The organism is Kribbella antibiotica (genome assembly GCF_004349055.1).
GTDB classification, from domain to species: Bacteria; Actinomycetota; Actinomycetes; order Propionibacteriales; family Kribbellaceae; genus Kribbella; species Kribbella antibiotica.
The window spans coordinates 60208-79435 of the sequence record NZ_SMKX01000005.1 but is presented as its reverse complement, the minus strand read 5'-3'; the positions used below and the strand labels follow the sequence as shown (position 1 = coordinate 79435).

The following is a 19228-nucleotide window of genomic DNA, read 5'->3' as shown; positions in this document are numbered from 1 at the left end:
CGCGCCCCCGGCTCAGCCACATCCATCTTCTCCCCCAGGTTGTCCTGCCGCACTGCTGTCAGCGCCCCCGGGCGGGGTCGCGAACGATCTCGAAAATGTTGTAGGTGACGTCCCGGCCCGCCAGCCGCCGATCGGCACTGGCCAGCCTCGTCAGCGTCGTACCGGCTTCGGCGGCGAGCTGAGCGATCCGCTCGGCGTCGCCGAGACTGTTGAAAGTCACGAGGGCACGCCCGCCGGGCAGCAGCCAGTCGTGCGCCTGCGCGAGGTAGCGGCCGAGCGCGGAGTAGCCGCGGTCGAAGATCGCCCACTCGAAGTCCTGCGTGAACTCGAAGTCTGCCGGTGCCTCGATCACACTGCAGTTCCAGAAGACCAGGTCGAACCGGTCACTTGAGTCCAGCTCGGCGAACAGATCGCTCTGCCGCACCTGGACCCGGTCCTCGACGCCGTGCCGTCGGGTGTTGAGAATCGTGCTCTCGACCGCAGGTGCGGTGATGTCGGTCGCCAGCACCGAGGCACAGCCGTGCTGCGCGGCCCAGACGGCGGTGACGCCGGCGCCGCAACCGATCTCCAGGAAGCGTCCCTGCCGCGGATAAGGGATCGTGCTGGTGTACCACTCGGTGCCGGTGCCGGGTTTCGGAGCGTAGGCCCCGGGTACCAGGTCCCACTCCATCCCCAGCAGTTCGAAAGTCTCCGGCCCGGCGCCCGCGGCGCCCAGCTCGTCGACCAGCGTCCGGCCGAATTGGTACCGCTGGTCGAACTCTTCGGAATCGTCGCCCACTGTGCTCTCCTCGCCCCAGAAACCGGATGACACACCGCGCCGGCCGGCCTGCTCACCGACGCTTCGTCACGGTAACTGTTCGGCGCGTCACACCCGAGAGGTTTCGCCAAGGCCCGAAACGCTGGAAAAATCGGCCGCCATCGCGTACAGGCCGGTCGACAAGGAGCGAGGCTCCACCCGGCGTACCGGATGGAGCCTCTGGTGGTACTGGCTGGAGGAGATCCGGCTAGGAGGATTCGGTACGACGGTTGTAGGCGCCGTACCACCAGATCGCGGCGAGCTCCGCGGCGAAGTCGGCGTCCTGGCTCTCGTCCTCGGTGCTGATGTGGTGCGCGATCGCCTGCTCGCCGCCCCAGACGATGACCTGGGCCGAGATTCGCGCGTTGAGCTTGCTGTCGGTCAGCGCGCTGCCGAGCCGCTTCTCCAGGTCGGCGCGAACCCTGGCCTCGAACGCCTCCAGACCGGAGGTGTAGAAGTCGTTGACGGCAGCGTCGTACGCCGCAGTCTCGCTGATGGCCGCCAGGACGGAGAAGTGCTCGCGATGCCGGGCCACCCCCTTCGCCAGCAACTCGGTGATGCTCTGCAGACCGTCCGGTGATTCCACCGCGTCCCAGATCGTCGCTGCGTCGGCTGTCGCCTCGTCGAAGAACCGCTGGTTGAGCGACCGGCCCATCCGCGCGAGGAGCTCGGACTTGTCCCGGAAGTGGGCGTAGAACGTCGAGCGCGAGATGTCTGCCTCGGCCAGGATCTTCTGCACGCTGATCTCGGTGTACTTCGCACCGCTGTCGAGCAGCGTCCGGACGGCGGTATACACCGCGGTCTCCACCACCCGGCGATTTCCCTCGGAATCCGGGGCGGTACGCGTGATCGAAGGCATCGGTGGCACTCCTGAGACTCTGAACCGAACACTATGTCGAACAGAGTGTACGGTAGGTGGTAGATCCTGAAAGGAAGAACACGCCGGACAGTGCCGCTGGTGATCACCACTCAGCGGTCAGGAAGGAATAGTCGTGGCAAGGATTCTGGACGGCCGGGTGGCAGTCATCACCGGTGGGACCGCCGGTATCGGACTGGCGACCGCCGAACGGTTCGTCGCCGAGGGCGCATCGGTCGTGATCGTCGGCCGCCGGCAGGAGGAGCTCGACAAGGCCGTCGCTCAACTCGGCATCGACACACTCGGAGTTGCCGCTGATGTCGCACGGCCCGAAGACCTCGATCGCCTGTACGCCGAAGTCGCCGAACGCTACGGCCGCATCGACGTACTGTTCGCGAACGCGTCGATCGCCGAGGGCGGCGCCATGGGCTCGCTCACCGACTCGCACGTCGACCGGCACATCGACATCAACCTCAAGGGGCTGATCTACACCGTCGAGAAGGCACTGCCGCTGTTGTCCGACGGCGCGTCCGTCATCGTCACCGCGTCGGTCGACGAGGTGAAGGGTGGCCCCGGCCGCAGCGTGTACGCGGCGACGAAGGCAGCCGGGCGCAACCTCGTCCGCTCCTGGATGCAGGAGCTGGCGCCGCGGAAGATTCGCGTGAACGCTGTGAGCCCTGGCATCACCGAGACGCCTGGCCTGGCGAAGCTGGGTGGCGGCGGCGACACCGCCGAATTCTTCGCTCAGCTCGCGGCGACCATGCCCGACGGCCGCAACGTCACTCCTGAGGAGGTCGCGGCCGCAGTCACCTTCCTCGCTTCGCCGGACGCCGCCGGAATCAACGGCATCAACCTGCCCGTCGACCACGGTCAGGGCCAGGGCTGATACTAGGCACATGCCTCAGATCAGTGTTGAGTACTCCGACTCCATCGCCGATGCGTTCGATCGGCGAGGGTTTGCGCTGGCGCTGCACTCGGGCGGGGGTGAGGTGATCGGGAGCTCACTGCCCGGTTTCAAGACGCGGTTCCGGACGACCGGGGAGACCGTGATCGGTGACGGCGATCCGGGTGAAGCAATGGTTCACCTGGAGATCGCGATCCTGCCGGGTCGCGACGAAGAGACCAAGACCCGCTTGGGTGAGCTGACCCTGAAGCTGCTGGCCGATCACCTCAAGCCGGTCGATGGTCTGAACGTTCAGCTCACCGTCGAGATCCGCGATCTCGCGAACTATTCCAAGCAGGTCATCGCCAAGGCTTGACCAGGTCGGTCAGCTTCTCGGCGAGCGCGACCTGCAGCAGCGGGCCGAAAGTGATCCGCTGGACGCCCGCTGCCTTGAGCTCTTCGAACGAGCCCGAGGCAGCGCCGTTGACCGGGTGCGCGGTGACGTTGACCGGGCCGGAGAGCGCCGACAGCACGGTACTGAGCGCCTCGGCGTTCGGGATCAGGACCGGGTAGACGGAGCGCGCACCCGCGGCCTCGCAGGCCTGCGAACGGCGAATCGCCTCACCGAGCGGGTCGTCGAACTTCTCCACCCTGCCGATCAGCGCATCCGTCCGGGCGTTGATCACCAGCTCGACGCCCGCGGCATCAGCGGCAGCACGCAGCGCACCGATGTAGTCGGCGTGCTCCTGAACCGCCCGCAGCCGACCCTCACTGTGCACGGTGTCCTCGACGTTGATGCCCGCGGCACCAGCCTCGAGCACGCGCTCCACCAGCTCGGCCGCCGGCGTGCCATACCCCGACTCGACATCAGCAGTCACCGGTACGTCGACCGCGCTCGTGATCCGCCGAATCCCGTCCAGGGCGTCGTCGAGCGTCATACCCTCGTTGTCTTTCTGCCCGCGCGCATTGGCCAGCGGGTGACTACCAATACTCAGGGCCGGGAACCCGGCCTCGGCCACAGCCTGCGCCGACCACGCATCCCAAACTGTCGGCAACACCAACGTTTCGCCGGTGTGGTGAAGACGGAGTAACTCACTAGCCTTCGCAGCAAGATCAGTCATTCCAACACCCTACCGACCACTCCATCTGCCAGGTCATCTCAGCCCGCCCAGACGTCTTCGAGGTACCGGTCGGTGCTGAGCATCTCTTGCAGCCACGCCTCGCTGCTCGTCTCGTCGGCTCCGGTGTGGTCTTGGAAGATCGTCTTGAAGGCAGCGCGCACAGCAGGTGCCATCCCACGGCCGTCACCGCAGACATAGACGCGAGCACCGTCGTCGAGCAGTCGCCAGACATCGTTGCCGTCGGCCCGGATCCGGTCCTGGACGTATTGACCATCAGCCCGGGAAAACGCCGGCCGCATCGACACTGCACCAGCCTGCTCAGCGGCTTCGAACTCGGCGCGATGCACATAGTCGACCTCAGGATGCCGCGCCCCGAAGAAGCACAACGCCTCAGCCTGCGCACCTCCGCGAGCTACCCGGTCCCCGATGAAACCGCGGAACGGCGCGATCCCAGTCCCGGCACCGATCATGATCACCGGTACGTCGGCCGCAGGCGCCCGGAACGCCTCGCGCGCCGGCTCAACCCGAGCGCGGATCTGCGTCCCTGGCTCAACCTCGGACAGGTAGTACGACGAGATGCCGCGGAAGGTCCCGCGCCCACTCATGGCCGGCCCCGACAGCACGCCGACAATCAGCTCGACCTCACCCGGACTCGTCACAGACGACGAGGAGATCGAGTAGTGCCGCGGCTGAATCGGGAGCAGCAGCTCCAGGAAGTCGGCAGCAGACAGACCACAGGCGAGGAACTCTTCCAGCAGATCCAGCAGGCTCCGACCAGCTAGATCTCCCGTAGCCAGTGCTTCCAGGGCCTGTCGTTCGGGCGGGCAAGGGTTGCTCTCGGCAAGGATCTTGACCTGCGCCGCGGTGGCCGGGTTCTGCAGCTCGGTGAAGTGCGTGAGCAGCTGCCGGATCGTCACCGGCCGGTCGACCGGGAGCGCCCGGCGCGTCTTGTGCCGCGGGCTGACCGCGACCACGACATCGAGATCCAGCCCGAACCTCGCCGCAACCCGGTCGACCAGATCGGCCGGATTGTCCGGTACGACGGTCAAGTGGTCGCCGGTGCGATACGTCGTACCGGCCGGCAACTGGATCCGCAGGTAGCGCTTCGATCGCCCGAGTGGGTTGTCAACGGCAACCAATTCGGAATTGTCGAGCACGGTCATCGGCTCGACCTCGTACCGCGCATCCAGCGCCGCCGTGATCGGACCGGTCAGCACGCGAATGTCGTACAGGCGATCCGACGGCTCCTCGACAACGGCCTCGCCGTCGCCGTCCTCTCCCAGCACCCGATTCCACCAGCCGGTCGCCCACGACTCGATCTCCCCATCGAGATCCCCGGAGGCGTCAGCCTCGCCGCGTTCTACCAACCGCACGGCACCGAGCTCGGCCAGCCGCTCGTCGATCAGCGTCGGCACCACCTGGTACGTCGCCGCCCAGTTGCGATCGCCGATCCCGAGCACGCCGTACTGCACGCCGGTCAGATCCGGCTTGGTCTCCAGCCACTCCACAAAGGCTGCTGCGTCGTCGGTGGGCTTCCCGTTGTACGACGCCGCCACGATCAGCACCGGCCGATCCGTCGGAAGCGCGTCGACCGCGGTGTCGAGTTGCCCGGCCGTTGCCGCGAAACCGCGGTCTGTGCCTTCATCACCGAGTTGCCGCGCCAGTGCCCGGCAGGTTCCGAGGTTGGACCCGTGCAGCACTGCCAGTCCGGTCCCAGCCTTCGCCCGGCCGGCAACGCGATCAACGGCTGAAGTGGCCACGGCCGGCGCCGGAACGAAGCGCTCGGCGGCAGTACGCCGTACGAGGGTGAGCTCGAAGCCTTCCGGCTTGAGGGTCAGTGTCTCTTTCACCTTGAGCTGGTAGTCGGCATCGTCGCGCAGCCGGTAGCGGTGGATGAGCAGCCCGAGCAGCAGTGTCGCCTCGTGAAGCGCGAACTGCCGCCCGATGCAGGCACGCTCGCCGGTTCCGAACGGCTTGAACGCATGCACCGGCCGAGCCTTCATCCGTTCCGGGCTGAACCGCGACGGGTCGAAGGCCTCGACGTTGTCACCCCACACGGGATCGCGGTGCAGAGCGGGAGCCAGTACGACGAGCCACTGGCCGGCCTTGATCGGATACTGACCGCCGAGCGTCGTGTCCACGGTCGCCTCCCGCGCGAAAGCACCCGCGGTCGGCCACAACCGCAAGGCCTCGTTGAGGATCTGCCGGACATAGCGAAGCTTGCCGACCTCCTCGAACGTCGGCTGCGGGTCATCCTGGTCACCCCAGAGGGCGTCGACCTCAGCCTGGGCCAGCTGCAGCACGGCCGGGTTCTTCGCCAGGTAGTACAGCGCGAACGACAGCGCTCCGGACGTGGTCTCGTGGCCGGCGATCAGGAAGGTGATGACCTGGTTGCGGATGTTGATCTCGTCGAGCCGCTCCCCCGACTCGGGGTGCGGCGCGTTCAGCATCAGCCCGAGCAGGTCGCCGGTGGAGGTGTCGCCGCTGTCCTTGCGCCGGCGGACGACCTCGTCGACGACGCTCGCCATGAACTCGGAGTCGGCGGCGAACTGCGCGTCGGCGCCACGATTCAGGACCGGGCCGATCCACGGCAGCTCGCGGCTCTTGGCCTGCGCGTGGGCGAGTGCGCGGACCATCGCCTCGACGAACGGATGCGGCTCGGCGGATTCGAACGACCCGAAGTCGTAGCGGAAGCCGGTCAGCCCGATCGTGTCCAGCGTCAACCGAGTCATGTCATCGGTGACCTCAACCGGCCGGCTGTCCGTCGCCGCGCCATCCCAGGCCACGGTCAGCCGGTTGGCCACCTCAAGCATCGCCGGGTGGTAGCTGCGGATCGACTGCAGCGCGAACGCAGGCAGCAGGATGTCGTGCGCGAGCTGCCAGTTCGGCTCGTCGTTGTACGCCGTGAACAGGCCGTCCCCGGCGGCACCCCGAATGCGGTCGAGCGCCGGCGCAACGTGCTTGGCGAAACGGGTGTCGTCCGAGACCTCGGCGACCAGGTCGGCGCCGGCGACGATCACGATGTCGTTGCCGAAGAACCGCTTGCTGAAGATCGGCCCGAGCTCCCGCACCAGCCGGGTGTTGTCCTGGATCGGGGTCTGGCTGGTGACTGTCATGAGATCGCCGACGACCGGGATCCGGCCGGGTGGGTGCGGCATCCCGGTCGTATCGATCCTGTCCGCCACGTTCGTCATCGCAGATCTCCCTTGCTCGGCTGGATACCTCCAGCCTCGCCCCGGGCGAACGCACGGTGAGCGGATCGCCCTACTAGAATTAGTAGCAAATGGACGATGCAACCGCGTGGCGGAACAGATTCATGATGCTGATGGACCGGCTCCCGACGCCGACCGGCCTCTGCCTGGGCGACGGCGTACTGGTCGACGTCAACCCGGCCTTCGCCCAGTTGCTCGGCACGACACCGATGAAGCTGCGGGCGCGCCAGATCAACGACCTGCTCCAGCCCAACGACGCCCAGGAGTACGACCGGGTGCTCGGCAGCCTGAGCAACCGGCGACGCCGACGCGGTGATCTGATGGTCCGCTGGCCGACCGGCGCGGGCACACTGACGATTCAGGTCCTCTCCGACTACGGCCTCACCGTTCTGCTGCTCACGCTGGTGCGCACGCCGATCGAGAGTGCCGACGTACCGGACCTGACCGATCGTGAGCTGGCCGTCCTCCGGCTGACCGCCGGAGGCGCGACCTCAGCGCAGGCCGCCCACCAGCTCGGCCTCACCGCAGACGGCGTCAACTACCACCTCAACCGCTTGCTCGACAGGTTCCGGGTGCCCAATCGCGTTGCCCTCATCGCCCGCGCCTACACCCTAGGCATCCTCGACACCACCACCTGGCCCCCGACCTAGCCAGTACCTTAGCCACGTGCCGGGCCGCACCACCCTCCACTGTGAATCGGCTGGATTTGAGCGGATGGGGGCTGTGTTGGCACTCGGCGGGACAGGCATTGGCGCGTCAGAGTGGGGGCACCAGCCACGAAGGAGACGCCTGATGACGACGACCGTCGTACCGACCCGCTTTCCGGTGACCGAGCATGCGCCCGCTGAGTCAGCTGACGCGGCGGCGCATTTTCAAGCTCTGCTGCGGTTTGAGGCTGATTGCTGGGATGTGCATCAGGAGTTGTCGACGGGGGCGGCGAGGTTTGTGTTGCTTGATGTGCGGGGGCCGGCGAGTTTCACCGCCGGGCATGTGCCGGGGGCGGTGAATCTGCCGCACGGGCGGCTCAACGAGCGGAACCTCAAGGACTTCCCCGACGGTACGACGTTTGTTGTCTACTGCAACGGTCCGCACTGCAACGGTGCGGACCGGGCGGCGTTGCGGCTTGCGTTGCTGGGGCGGCCGGTGAAGAAGATGATCGGCGGGATCGAGGGCTGGAAGGACGAAGGCTTTGACCTGGTCACGCCACAGTAGGTTCGCGGAACGTCTTGCGATACGCGCTCGGCGAGGTTTGCAGGGTGCGAAGGAAGTGGTGTCGCAGGGTGATGCTGCTGCCGAAACCGACCAGGCGGGCGATCGTGTCGATCGACTCGTCGGTCTCCTCGAGCAACTCGCGGACGCGGGTCAGGCGCATCGACAGCAGCCACTGGTTGGGCGTCGTACCGGTTGCTTCGCGGAAGCGGCGCGAGAAGTGCCGTGGTGACATGATCGCCATCGCGGCCATCTCTGCCACCGAGTAGTCGCGGTCCAGGTTGTCGGCGACCTGGACCAGCACCGCGTTCACGCCATCCTCGCGACCGGACGAGGTCGGTACCGGCGTCATGATGTATTGCGCCTGCCCGCCCTCGCGATGCGGCGGGACGACCATCGCGCGAGCGATCTGCCGAGCCACCGCGGCCCCGTGATCGCTCCGAATCATGTGCAGCGACAGATCCACCCCGGCCGCAGTACCTGCCGATGTCAGCACGTGGCCCTCGTCGACGTACAGGACGTTCGGCTCGACCTGGATCTGCGGGTAACGCTCGGCGAGCTGCCGCGCGTACTTCCAGTGCGTCGTCGCCCGCCGCCCATCCAGTACGCCGGCCGCCGCCAGCACGAATGCGCCTGAGCAGAACGACGCTAGCCGCGCACCCCGGTCGTGGGCCCGCCGAAGCGCCGCCAGGACCTCGAGCTCGGCGGGGTCGTCCACCGACCGCGCCTCCGGTACGACGATGGTGTCGGCGGCATCAACCGCCTCCATCCCGTGCGCGATTTGCGCGGTGAACAGTCCGCCGCGCGCCGAGGCTCCGCTCGGTTGGGCAGTACACACCGCGACGTCGTACCAAGGCGCAGCAAACGCCTCAACGGCAACCCCGAGCTCGAACAGCGTGAACGTGGCCGGGACAACGATGGCAACCCGATGTGATGGCACGAACTCAGCGTAGGGCGGTGATCCGGCCATCACCGCGGGCTGCTAGGACAACCAGCGGTCAATTACAGCCAGCCGTTGCCTAGTGCTGTTCGGCCCAGGCCGCGAAGGACGTGAGCGGGATACCGAAGGCAGCGGCAACCGCGGGGTCTGCAAAGTCCTCGCGGTTGTTCATGCCTACCTGGTTGTCCATCAGTTGGCCGAGCATGCCGCGCGCCGTTCCCTCCTCCGGGGTGACCGTCTCCGCACGCGCTGGTTCCCCGGCGGCCGTCAACGCCGCAGCCATCTCCTTCAGCGACAACCGCTCGCCGGCCAGTTCGATGACCTGCTCGTGGAAACGGCCAGGGTCGGCCAGGGCCGCGGCGACGGCCGAACCGATGTCTTGGGGTGCGACCACGGCCAACGGCTTGTCGGCATCGATGGCGGTGAGGATGGTTTCGCCGGTCATCGCTTCGAACCAGATCGACGGGCGGACCAGGTTCGTGGCGAAGAACGCCGGCCGGAACTCGGTCCAGGACTGGAAGCCGGCCTCAGGAAGCGCGAGGCCGACAGCAGCCTTGCTGTGCCAGTAGTGGGGACTCCCCCACGCCTCGGCCCGACCAGCCGCGGCGTCCGTAAGGAACTTCGCCAGACCCGACACCGACGAGTGCACGAACTGCTCGACGCCGGCCTCGCGGGCAGCTTCGATGAGGTTCAATCCGCCGATCCGCTCGACGTCCGACGTCAGGTCGTTGAGATCGGGCGTCTGTAACGAAAACACCGCCCGTACGCCGCTCAGCGCCGGACCGAGCGTCGTACGGTCGGTGAGGTCGCCGACCACCAGTTCGACGCCCTCTGCGGCGATCGCCCGAGCCGCCTCCGACTCAGGCCGCCGTACCAAAGCGCGGACCGGCACGCCGTCCGCCAAGAGCCGACGCGCGACGATGCCGCCCTGCTGTCCGGTCGCGCCGGTTACCAGTACAAGATCTGTCATACCGGCACGCTAAAACCTGACGTCAGCGTCAAGGGCAAGTCCACGACCGAGAAAGGCTGCGACCTGGTCGAGCGGCGGCGCCTGGGAAGAGGCAGTCTGTACGGCGGCGATCGAGCCGCCTGCGGTGCGCGGCAGGTCACCGTAGATCGCGTGGACGACCGGTAGAGCGGCGCGGGCGATGTCGGGCTCCAGGTCGCGGGAGTGGCCGAGCGCGCTGGCGAGGTCCCAGCCGTGGACGAGGAGTTCGATGAGGAGTTGTTCGACCAGCCGACGGCCGGGAGCTGGGCCGAACGATCGGCTCAACAGACCAGGTTGCTGGAAGGCTTCGCGAGACTCCGCGGCGGCAGTTTCAAACGCAGCGACGTGATCATCGCCGAGGTGGTCGTCAGTGTGACCAGTCGTGGGCGGCGTGCCCTGAGCGAGCCCGCCCCAGATGAGGTTCTCCCACACCAGGTGGTTGAGGAGATCCCGGATTGTCCAGTCCACACAGGGCGTCGGCAGGCCGAACTGGTCGCGCTCGGTGGCCCGAACCAAGCCGGTCACCGTTTTCTGCACGCGGGTGAACGCGTCCAGGACTCCACCCGGCCAGGGGTCGGTGGAGTCGTCGTACAGAGCTTCGAGCTTGGCGCTACGCGCGCCGGGAGCCGGGTTCGCGCGCAATGCGGTGGTCAGCCACTCCCCTTCGGCCCTGATACCGTCGGGCGCAGGGCGACCGCCGAGGATGCACAGCAGCTGCCAGAACCGCTCGACGGTTGGCTCAGTCGCGGCCGTGAGTTGGGCGAGCAAATGGGTACGAGCTTCGGTGCCGTCGGCAACGATCGCGGCGGTGTTCGCGCTGCTGGCTAACCAGGCAGCGATCACCGGCGCGACGACCTGGTCAGCGGCTGGCGAGTCGGCCGCCGTACCGGCTTCGATCGCGGTACGGACTCGCGCCGTCCAGCTCTCGGTGAGTGCCTGCATCTCGGCGGCCGCATCCTGCTGGCCTTGGCTGGAGCCGTACTCAGCAAGCCGGCGCATCGCGGCGCGAAGCTCACCCGCGGCGATCAGCTCGCCCAGCTCCAGCCACGCATCGACCTGCTCATCCGTGGGGTCGTCCGGGAGCTCGGCGCCGGCGGCCAAAAGACCGTCGCGGAACTGCGGTACGTCGAGATCGCCGAGTACCTCGGTGAGGAAATCGTGGACCAGCGTGCGCCGTTCGTCGGGCGACATCTGAGCAATGCGAGCCATCAGGGCGAGTCCTTCGCGGGTAGTCCGTCGGGTGACTGTGCGCAGGACGGCCTGGTGGGTCCGCAGGCGGCGGATCTGGGTCTCCAGAGCCTCGACATGGGCGGCCGCGACCGCTGCCAACTCGTCCTCCCGGTCCAGAGCAGCCCGAATCTCCGGCAGCCCCATCCCCAGATCACGCAGGGTGCGAGCCAGCTGTAGCCGAGCGATTCCGGCCGCGTCGTAGCAGCGATACCCGCCGGCGGTCCGGTCGACCGGCACGACAATGCCGACATCCGACCAATGCCGGATCATCTTCACCGGCAGCCCGGTCTGCCGGGCCACCGCGCCGATGCTCCACCTGTGCACGGACTCCATCCTCAACTCTCCTATCGTGGGAGAGTCAAGCATCAACAACCGCAAGAAGCCCGTACGACGACCTCAAGCGGCAGCGTGAGTTGGCGCTGCGCCGGGCGTATTCCGCCGATCAGCTGGAAGAGTCGTTCGGTCGCAGCCCGGGCCAGATCGTCGGCCGGGATACGCACCGTGGTGATCGCCGGGGTGGTCGTCCGGGCGAGCCCGAAGTCGTCGAAGCCGACCACCGCGATGTCGCTGCCCCGCAGTTCGTCGATGGCGCCGTAGGCCATCTCGTCGTTCGCCGCGACGATGGCGTCGAACGGCTGTCCGGTGGCGAGCAACTGACGGGTCAGGTCGCGGCCGGATTGCTCACTGAAGTCACCGCTCCAGACGTCGCCGGGCGGCGTGATCCCCGCGGCGATCAGCGCCTGCTCGAAACCCGAGCGGCGTTCGACTGTGACCTGATGACCGAGCGGACCACCGAGGTGCACCAGGCGCTGCCGGTTGTGCTCGACGATCAAGTGCTCGGTCACCTGCTGGGCACCGGCGCGATCATCGATACCGACGCTCACCGCATCCGGGAGCTGCGGGTAGTTCCCCATCAGGACCACCGGCAGCCCAGAGTCGACCAGGGACCTGATGTTCGGATCGTCGACCATCGCAACCGTGACGATGGCGCCGTCGGCCGCCCGTGAACGCAGTACGCGCTCATAGGCGGCGACGCTGTTCTCGGCCTGGTTGGTCGAGAGGATCACATTCGCGTTGTAGCTGCTGCAGACCTCGGTCACCCCGACGAGCAGGTGCATGAAGTACGGATGCCCAAGAGTCAGCGGACCGGTGTCCGGGATGATCAGCGCGATGGCCCCGGCCGACTGCGAACGCAAAGCCCGAGCCGCCGAGTTCGTCACATACCCGAGCTCGCGCGCCGCACTCCGGACCCGCTCCTTGGTCGCGGCCGCGATCTCCGGATGATCCGACAACGCCATCGAGACAGTACTGCGCGACATCCCGATATGCGCCGCCAGATCGAGCAACGTCACCCGAGGTAACACGTTTTGACCACCTTGAACGCAGGATCGTTGTCGAAACCAGCATACGAGGAATTGCACGGCGCACTACCGGTGAAGGTCTTGTACACAAAGGATCCCCGGCCGCCGTACGCAACCGTTCGCTGGCCGGTGAACGTACAGGTGCCGTTCTCACCGGCGCAGGTTGTACCGAATCCGGTGGGACCGCCGTTGCGGACATAACAGGCCTTGACGGCATTCGCGATCGGGTCACCGCCGAAGGTCGCGCTGCTGCAGGACGCCGTACCGGACAAGGCGCTGTTGTACTTGAAGGCACCCCGCGCACCGTAGGCAAGCACCGAACCGCTCTCGATCGCGCAGCTCGCCCCTTCGGCACCGCATTGAGACCAGGCCGCGCTCGGCCCACCAGCAGGCGCCACATAACAAGCCTTCGCAACCCCGAAGAACGGATCCCCGAACATACCGTTCGTACAGGCGGTCGGGCCTTGGGCGGTGACGTAGTTGAAGCGGCCGTTGTTGCCATAGGCAATAGTTGCCGGACCACCCGGATCGCAGCTGCCGGCCTCCCCCGCACACTGCGTCCAACCCGCCGGGCCACCCAGCGGCGCGACGTAACAAGACTTCAGTACGCCGGACGCCGGATCACCACCGAAGGATGCCGCAGTGCACGCCGTACTGCCGGTGGCCGTCTTGTACGCGTACTTCCCAGCACCATAAGCAACCTGACGCGACCCCGAGAACGAGCAGGTCTGTCCCTCACCAGCGCATTGCGTGTACCCGGCAGGCAATTCGGCATATGCGGTCGCCGGGCTCCCACCGCCGCCGTTGTTCATCGTGCGCGACATCGCGATCAGACCCAGGTTCGCGGCTCGGACGCGGGCCCAGTCGAACTTCATCACCTGCCGGTCGTAGGTGTAGAAGCCGACCGGTTCGCCTTCGACATCACTGATCTCGGTGAAGACACCGGCGCTGGTTCCCTTGGTGCGGATCAGGCCCTGCATCTTGGTCATCATCCCGACGTACCGATCGGTCAACGCGGTGCCCGAGGTGAACATCTCGGCGTACCCGTACTGGCCGTTCGGGCTGTACTCATGCCCAGGTGTTCGCAATCCGAGCGAGCCGTACTCGCCAACCACCGCGATCCGCCGGGTCGATGCATGCCCGGTGTCCGGCCCCGCATAGATGTGCTGATCATCCACATCACCCGCGCCGGTGTCGTTGTTCGGCGTGATGTTGTAACCGGTCGACGCATTCACCAGCCGGGTTGGGTCGTAGTCCTTGATCATCCCCGAGATCCGGCGGACATCGCCCGGCGACGGCTCACCCCAGCCCTCGTTGTAGATCACGTACATCACCACCGACGGGAAGCTGCGGTGCTGGTCGACGATATTGCGCATCTCCTGCTCCTGCTGGACCAGCTGCTCGGGCGTCCGGGACGCGCCGATCCGCTGCGACGGCATGTCTTGCCAGACCAGCAGCCCGAGCCGGTCGGCGTGGTAGTACCAACGCCACGGCTCGACCTTGATGTGCTTGCGGACCATGTTGAAGCCGAGTTCCTTGTGCTTCTCCAGATCGAACGCGAGCGCCGCATCGGTCGGCGCCGTCAGTCCCCCGTCCGGCCAGTAGCCCTGATCGAGCGTCCCGGCCTGGAAGACGAACTGGCCGTTCAGCGTCGGCATCATCCGCCCGTCGATCAGCTTCATCCCGATCTCGCGCATGCCGAAGTAGTGCATCGTCGTGTCGACCGCTTGCCCGGAGGCGTTGCGCAGCGTCAAGCGCAGGTTGTAGAGATACGGGTCCTCAGGCGTCCACAGCCGCGGGTTCGGAACCGGTACGGCGAAGTCGGTGCCGGGGGCACCAATCGCCGTACCGACGACCGTCGTACCGCTCAGTGCCTCGGCGAGCACCGTGAAGCCGGTCGCGTTGCCGGCCGTGAACACGTGCGTCCGCAAGGTGTTGTTCGCCAGACTCGGGTAGAGATCCGCGCTGAAGATCGAGGTGACCGGCGTCGGTTCCAGCCAAACGGTCTGCCAGATACCCGACGTCGGGGTGTACAGCAGACCGCCCGGATTCGCCGACTGCTTCCCCAGCAGCGGCCGGTCCTCACCGGTATCGGTCGGGTCGAACACCCGTACGACGAGTTCGTTCGTGCCGCCGTTCAATTGCGGCGTGATGTCGTAGCCGAAGGCGTCGTACGCGCCGGTGTGCTGGCCGACCTGCTGCCCGTTCACCCAGACAGTCGTCCGCCAGTCGACGGCACCGAAGTTCAGGTTCACCCGGCGGCCGTTCCAGCCGGCCGGGATCGTGAAGGTCCGTCGGTAGGTCAGGTAGTGCCGGTTGTCGTTCGCCGGCCGCATCACGCCCGACAACGGCGCCTCGACAGCGAACGGAACATTGATCCGCTCCGGCAACGTCGCCCCGAACACGGGCGGCGTGTCAACGGTGGACTGCTGCAGCTGCCATTCGCCGTTCAGGTTCGTCCAGTCCGGCCGCGTCATCTGCGGCCGCGGATACTCCGGCAGCGGCGTCCCGTTCAGGGCCGATGCCGTCCAGGGCGTCGTCAACGGGGGCGTCTTCGGCGGAACCGCGTTCGCAGGCCCTGGCTGCACCGTCACCAGCCCGGCAAAGACCAGCAGCAACACCGTCAGCAGCCGGCCAACCCAGCTGGTACGCGCGACAGACATGACGGCTCCTCACGACGGAGTGGACTCAAGGCGGGCCTGAATCGATTCAGGTCGGACGCTAGGCGGCCGATCTGCACCGATCAAGGCCTCGGCGAGGCACTGACCGGATCCGGCCGCTCAGCTCAGCGTGGCGACGACATACTCCAGTACGGCGTCGCGCTGCGGAACGAGATAGAAGTGCCCACCGGGGAATCGGCGGACTGTGACCTCGCCGGCGCTGTGAGCCCGCCAGCGCTCGGCCTGCTCGGCGCCGATGTTCGCGTCAGAATCGCCGTACAGGATGGTCATCGGCGCCTTCGGCTCGGGACCGGGCGACCACTGGTAGGTCTCGATCAGCCGGTAGTCCGACCGGATGATCGGCAGGAAGTAGTCGCGCATGTCTTGGTCGGCCAGCAGTTCGGCCGGCATGCCGCCCAGGCGGATCAGCTCCTCGGCCAGGCCGTCGTCGTCGAGGAGGTGGACGACCGAGCTGGTCTTCTGCTCGCTCGGCGGGTAGCGGCCGGAGACGAACAGGTGCGCAGGCTCGATCCCCCACTCCGCCAGCCGCCGGGTCACCTCGTACGCCGCGATCGAGCCCATGCTGTGTCCGAAAACAGCGATCGGGCGGTCCGCCAGCGGGCGGATCTCGGCCGCCACAGCCGCGGCCAACTCGTCCATCGACTCGAGCAGGGGCTCGCCCGTCCGCTCCCAGCGGCCCGGGTACTGGACGGCGAGCACCTCGATGTCATCGGGGATCCGGGCGTGCCAGTCCTGGAAGAAGTTCGCGGCACCCCCGGCGTGGGGCAGGCAGATCAGCCGAAGCCGGGCTGCGGGGCGAGGTGCACGGCTACGGATCCAGGTCGTCGACACCCCCAGAACCTATCCGGGCCCGTCACGGCCCTCAAAACCTGCGGTTGACCCACAGGAAAGGAGCCCTCCTTGCCCTGAGTCATGAGATCATTACCAACCGTTCCGCTCATATGAGACGATCACCCACCGACACGTCTGGGGACCTGGAGACATGGGTGTGGAAGACAAGCTGAACGAGTGGGGCAGGATCGATCTCAACCTGCTGCTACCGCTCAATGCGCTGTTGCGCGAGTGCAACGTGACCAAGGCTGCGCAACTGCTGGCCGTCGGGCAACCGACGATGAGCGTCTCGCTGGCCAAGCTCCGCCGGCACTTCGACGATCCACTCCTCGTCCGCGAAGGGCGCGAACTGGTGCTCACGCCGTTCGCGGAGTCGCAGCTCGAGCCGGTTCAGGACGCCTTGAGGCCGCCCGCAAGGTGCTGACGGCGGCGCGGACATTCGATCCCGAGTCCGCCGACCGGACCTTCCTGGTGATCGCCAGCGATTACGTGACCAAGATCCTGCTGCACCCACTGATGGCCGAGCTCACCGAGACGGCTCCCCAGGTGGGACTCACGGTCGAGTCACTGCGCTCGGACGTGGTCGAGTCGCTGCGAACGCGGCGCTGTGACCTCGCGTTCTGGCCGTTGCCGCATGCAACGAAAGAGCTGCTCAACTTCCCGCACCAACTGGTCATCACCGACGAGTTCGTCGTGGTCGCGGACGGCAAGCGCCCGGCCGATCCAGAGCCGCTGTCCCCGGAAGATCTCGCCGCCCAGCCGGCCGTGCTGGTCTCCGGGCCGGTGGGCAACCGGCCGATGGTCGACCTCCGTCTCGGCGAGCAGGGCCTGCGGCAGAACGCCGCGATGACCGTGGAGTCCTTCGGGCTCGCGCTGCAGTCGGTGGTTGGCACCAACATGCTCACCGTCACCCAGCGCCGCCTCTTCGAGGAGATGGGCCCAGGACTGGGCCTGCGCGAGGTTCCGACCACGGCCCAGCTCCCGAAGCTCTCGCTGGGCATGTTCTGGCACCCCCGCCACGTCCAGTGGCCCGCCCACCAATGGCTCCGCGAACACGTTATCCGCATCGCCGACAAACTCTGACCGCCCGTTTGGTACGGCGGCGCATGGTTGCTCGCCGCTCCGGACAAGCCGGACACGTTGCCTGTGGCTGGTCGCCGCGGCGGCCGCGTTACATAAAGAGCTTGGCTGGGCCCGGTGCCTGGTTGAGGTACTGGCGAGGTCGGCGATCGCGTGACCGCCGATTGAGGTGCTCGCTATGGTTGCGGCCGGTAGCGAGGAAGCCTTGAACGTGACCCTCCGCTGTGGTGAAAAGCGCTGGCAACGAGGTGCGGGGCGCTGCCGCGCCCGGCTGACCCCGGCCGCCGAGCTGGTTGCCCATTTCTCGTCGCGGCGCTGTCCACTCGTCGGGGGTTCGTCGGCCGGGTGGTGGGCGTGAACAAGTAATTACCTGTCCAGGCCCACTGCTTCTTGTTCAAGCCCTCGGTTGTGGGCCCGGCTGGCCGCGCCGGCGCTCACTACGCGTGAGTTTTTCGGCGTATGGACCCGAAAAAGTCACGCGTAGCGCGAAACGGCAGGCGGATACGCCGGTGAAACTCCCCAGCGCCAGATTCGTGAGGTATCCGGGCGCATTGGGGAGCGAAACTGACCTGGAATGACGGGTAAAGCTCCCCGGCCCCACCCACCTGCCCGCCTGGAGAGCTGGGTGGAACGTTTTGTGCAAATGGCGACGTGGAGTTTCCACACTTGGCGCTGCTTTTGGACCTCAGCCATAGCGGGCACCTCAAGCAGCGCGAGCGCGGTCGCCGGCCTCGCCAGTACCTCAACCCGCGCCGGGCTCAGCCAAGCTCTTTCTGTAACGCGGCCGCCGCGGCGACCAGCCACAAGCAACGTGTCCGGCTTGTCCGGAGCGGCGAGCAACCACACACCCGCACCAGCCCCAATCCAAGAATTGAACACGTTCAAATCCAGTGCTACGGTCGAACCGTGAAAATCGTCATGCCCGGCGGGACCGGCCACATCGGATCGTTTCTGAGCAGGTACTTCGCAGGTCAGGGCCATGAGGTCGTGGTCATCGGCCGCTCGTCGCCGGTGCGCTGGGACGGCCGGACGCTCGGTCCGTGGGCGAAGGAGCTCGACGGCGCCGACGCGGTCATCAACCTGGCCGGCCGCAGTGTCAGTTGCCGCTACACCCCGAAGAATCTGCAGGAGATGATGGATTCGCGGGTCGACTCGGCGCGCGTCGTGGGCGAAGCGATCGCCGCCGCCGGTACGCCGCCACGCGTGTGGCTGCAGATGAGTACGGCGACGATCTATGCGCACACCTTCGGCCCGGCCAATGCCGAGTCGGGCACGATCGGCGGCACCGAAGCCGACGTACCGGCGTAGTGGAAGTACAGCATCGACATCGCCACCGCCTGGGAAGCCGAGCAGGAGCGAGCCAGCACTCCGGACACCCGGAAGGTGGCACTGCGGACGGCGATCGTGATGTCGCCGGATCGCGGCGGCGCGTTCGACATTCTGCAGCGGATGGCACGACTGGGGCTCGGTGGACCGATCGCGGGCGGGCGTCAGTACATGTCATGGATCCACGAGACCGATCTTGCCCGGGCGGTGAACCTCCTTCTGGACAACGAGTTTGATGGACCGGTTAACCTCGCCGCACCGAATCCGTTGCCGCAACGCGACTTCATCCGAACACTGCGTCAAGCCGTCGGTATGCCGATCGGACTGCCGGCCACGCGCTGGATGGCCACGCTCGGCGCCTTCATCCTCCGCTCGGACACCGAGCTCCTGCTGAAGAGCCGGCGCGTTGCGCCCGGCCGGCTCACCGACGCCGGTTTCACCTTCGAGTTCGCGGAGTGGACGGCTGCAGCCCAGGACCTCGTCCGGACAAAGTAGTTGCCCTCAGCAAGGACAGTTACGAAGGGTAGCCAGGACAGTACGAACGGGTCTACGATCGGGTCCGCCGCAGCTGTGATCACGGCATTCCAACAAGCGTTTTTATTGTGTACAAGGGGTTTCGCTCCGTAAAGAATTCCGAGACGATTGAGTCCGTTTCACCGGTTTCGGCCCGCTGGGCCGGGGTAAACCGGAGAGATCGTAAGGACTGCAAGACTC

At 66.8% G+C, this 19228-nt stretch carries 18 protein-coding genes; 8 read left to right on the top strand and 10 right to left on the bottom strand.

Annotated elements, in window-relative coordinates; all coding sequences use genetic code 11:
• Positions 1-58: 58 nt before the first annotated feature.
• On the bottom strand, positions 59-778 hold the full coding sequence (locus E1263_RS02995; protein ID WP_132165062.1) for a methyltransferase: 720 nt from the start codon (positions 776-778) through the stop codon (positions 59-61).
• 226 nt (positions 779-1004) lie between these two features.
• Positions 1005-1655 carry a TetR/AcrR family transcriptional regulator gene (locus E1263_RS02990; RefSeq protein ID WP_132165060.1) on the bottom strand — a complete coding sequence of 217 codons (651 nt, stop codon included), beginning with the start codon at positions 1653-1655 and terminating at the stop codon, positions 1005-1007.
• 133 nt (positions 1656-1788) lie between these two features.
• On the opposite strand from E1263_RS02990, the gene E1263_RS02985 reads away from it, so the two are divergent.
• Both E1263_RS02985 and E1263_RS02980 read left to right on the top strand, forming a co-directional pair.
• Positions 1789-2538, top strand: a complete 750-nt coding sequence (locus E1263_RS02985) for an SDR family NAD(P)-dependent oxidoreductase (protein WP_132165058.1) — start codon at positions 1789-1791, stop codon at positions 2536-2538.
• A 10-nt stretch (positions 2539-2548) separates the two neighbouring features.
• A complete protein-coding gene (locus E1263_RS02980) occupies positions 2549-2911 on the top strand; it encodes a 5-carboxymethyl-2-hydroxymuconate Delta-isomerase (RefSeq protein ID WP_132165056.1) in 363 nt (120 codons plus the stop codon).
• On the opposite strand, the gene E1263_RS02975 is transcribed toward E1263_RS02980, so the two are convergent.
• Together E1263_RS02975 and E1263_RS02970 are read right to left on the bottom strand one after the other, a co-directional pair.
• Positions 2895-3656 (bottom strand): isocitrate lyase/PEP mutase family protein, encoded by a 762-nt coding sequence (locus E1263_RS02975; protein WP_132165054.1) that lies wholly within the window; start codon positions 3654-3656, stop codon positions 2895-2897. The two genes, E1263_RS02980 and E1263_RS02975, sit on opposite strands and share 17 nt — an antisense overlap.
• 38 nt (positions 3657-3694) lie before the next feature.
• Entirely contained in the window at positions 3695-6850 is a 3156-nt protein-coding gene (locus E1263_RS02970; RefSeq protein ID WP_202868698.1) for a bifunctional cytochrome P450/NADPH--P450 reductase, read from the bottom strand.
• An 89-nt stretch (positions 6851-6939) separates the two neighbouring features.
• On the opposite strand from E1263_RS02970, the gene E1263_RS02965 reads away from it, so the two are divergent.
• Together E1263_RS02965 and E1263_RS02960 are read left to right on the top strand one after the other, a co-directional pair.
• Positions 6940-7518 carry a helix-turn-helix transcriptional regulator gene (locus E1263_RS02965; protein WP_132165052.1) on the top strand — a complete coding sequence of 193 codons (579 nt, stop codon included), beginning with the start codon at positions 6940-6942 and terminating at the stop codon, positions 7516-7518.
• 142 nt (positions 7519-7660) lie between these two features.
• Complete coding sequence (locus tag E1263_RS02960) at positions 7661-8080, top strand: rhodanese-like domain-containing protein (RefSeq protein WP_132165051.1); 420 nt, start codon at positions 7661-7663, stop codon at positions 8078-8080.
• On the opposite strand, the gene E1263_RS02955 is transcribed toward E1263_RS02960, so the two are convergent.
• The 6 genes from E1263_RS02955 to E1263_RS02930 form a co-directional block, all read right to left on the bottom strand.
• Positions 8067-9017, bottom strand: coding sequence for a helix-turn-helix domain-containing protein (locus tag E1263_RS02955; protein WP_165956442.1), 951 nt, complete (start codon positions 9015-9017; stop codon positions 8067-8069). The genes E1263_RS02960 and E1263_RS02955 overlap by 14 nt on opposite strands.
• Positions 9018-9096: 79 nt before the next feature.
• Positions 9097-9987, bottom strand: a complete 891-nt coding sequence (locus tag E1263_RS02950) for an NmrA family NAD(P)-binding protein (protein WP_132165047.1) — start codon at positions 9985-9987, stop codon at positions 9097-9099.
• A gap of 9 nt (positions 9988-9996) precedes the next feature.
• Entirely contained in the window at positions 9997-11559 is a 1563-nt protein-coding gene (locus E1263_RS02945; protein WP_202868697.1) for a TIGR03086 family metal-binding protein, read from the bottom strand.
• Between the two features lie 41 nt (positions 11560-11600).
• A complete protein-coding gene (locus tag E1263_RS02940) occupies positions 11601-12599 on the bottom strand; it encodes a LacI family DNA-binding transcriptional regulator (protein ID WP_132165043.1) in 999 nt (332 codons plus the stop codon).
• The gene (locus E1263_RS02935; protein WP_132165041.1) at positions 12584-15259 is read right to left on the bottom strand and encodes a glycoside hydrolase family 2 protein; all 2676 of its coding nucleotides are present in this window, start codon (positions 15257-15259) and stop codon (positions 12584-12586) included. Before E1263_RS02935 ends, E1263_RS02940 begins: the two co-directional genes overlap by 16 nt.
• Positions 15260-15376: 117 nt before the next feature.
• Positions 15377-16108 carry a thioesterase II family protein gene (locus E1263_RS02930; RefSeq protein WP_165956441.1) on the bottom strand — a complete coding sequence of 244 codons (732 nt, stop codon included), beginning with the start codon at positions 16106-16108 and terminating at the stop codon, positions 15377-15379.
• Between the two features lie 151 nt (positions 16109-16259).
• Here E1263_RS02930 and E1263_RS02925 point away from each other — a divergent pair, with 151 nt between their 5' ends.
• The 4 genes from E1263_RS02925 (at position 16260) to E1263_RS43110 (ending at position 19009) form a co-directional block, all read left to right on the top strand.
• Complete coding sequence (locus E1263_RS02925; protein WP_132165037.1) at positions 16260-16532, top strand: helix-turn-helix domain-containing protein; 273 nt, start codon at positions 16260-16262, stop codon at positions 16530-16532.
• The gene (locus E1263_RS02920) at positions 16526-17191 is read left to right on the top strand and encodes a LysR substrate-binding domain-containing protein (RefSeq protein WP_132165035.1); all 666 of its coding nucleotides are present in this window, start codon (positions 16526-16528) and stop codon (positions 17189-17191) included. The genes E1263_RS02925 and E1263_RS02920 overlap by 7 nt, the downstream gene beginning before the upstream one ends.
• A 903-nt stretch (positions 17192-18094) precedes the next feature.
• The gene (locus E1263_RS43115) at positions 18095-18496 is read left to right on the top strand and encodes an NAD-dependent epimerase/dehydratase family protein (RefSeq protein WP_202868696.1); all 402 of its coding nucleotides are present in this window, start codon (positions 18095-18097) and stop codon (positions 18494-18496) included.
• Between the two features lie 75 nt (positions 18497-18571).
• The gene (locus E1263_RS43110; RefSeq protein WP_202868695.1) at positions 18572-19009 is read left to right on the top strand and encodes a DUF1731 domain-containing protein; all 438 of its coding nucleotides are present in this window, start codon (positions 18572-18574) and stop codon (positions 19007-19009) included.
• Positions 19010-19228: the final 219 nt, after the last annotated feature.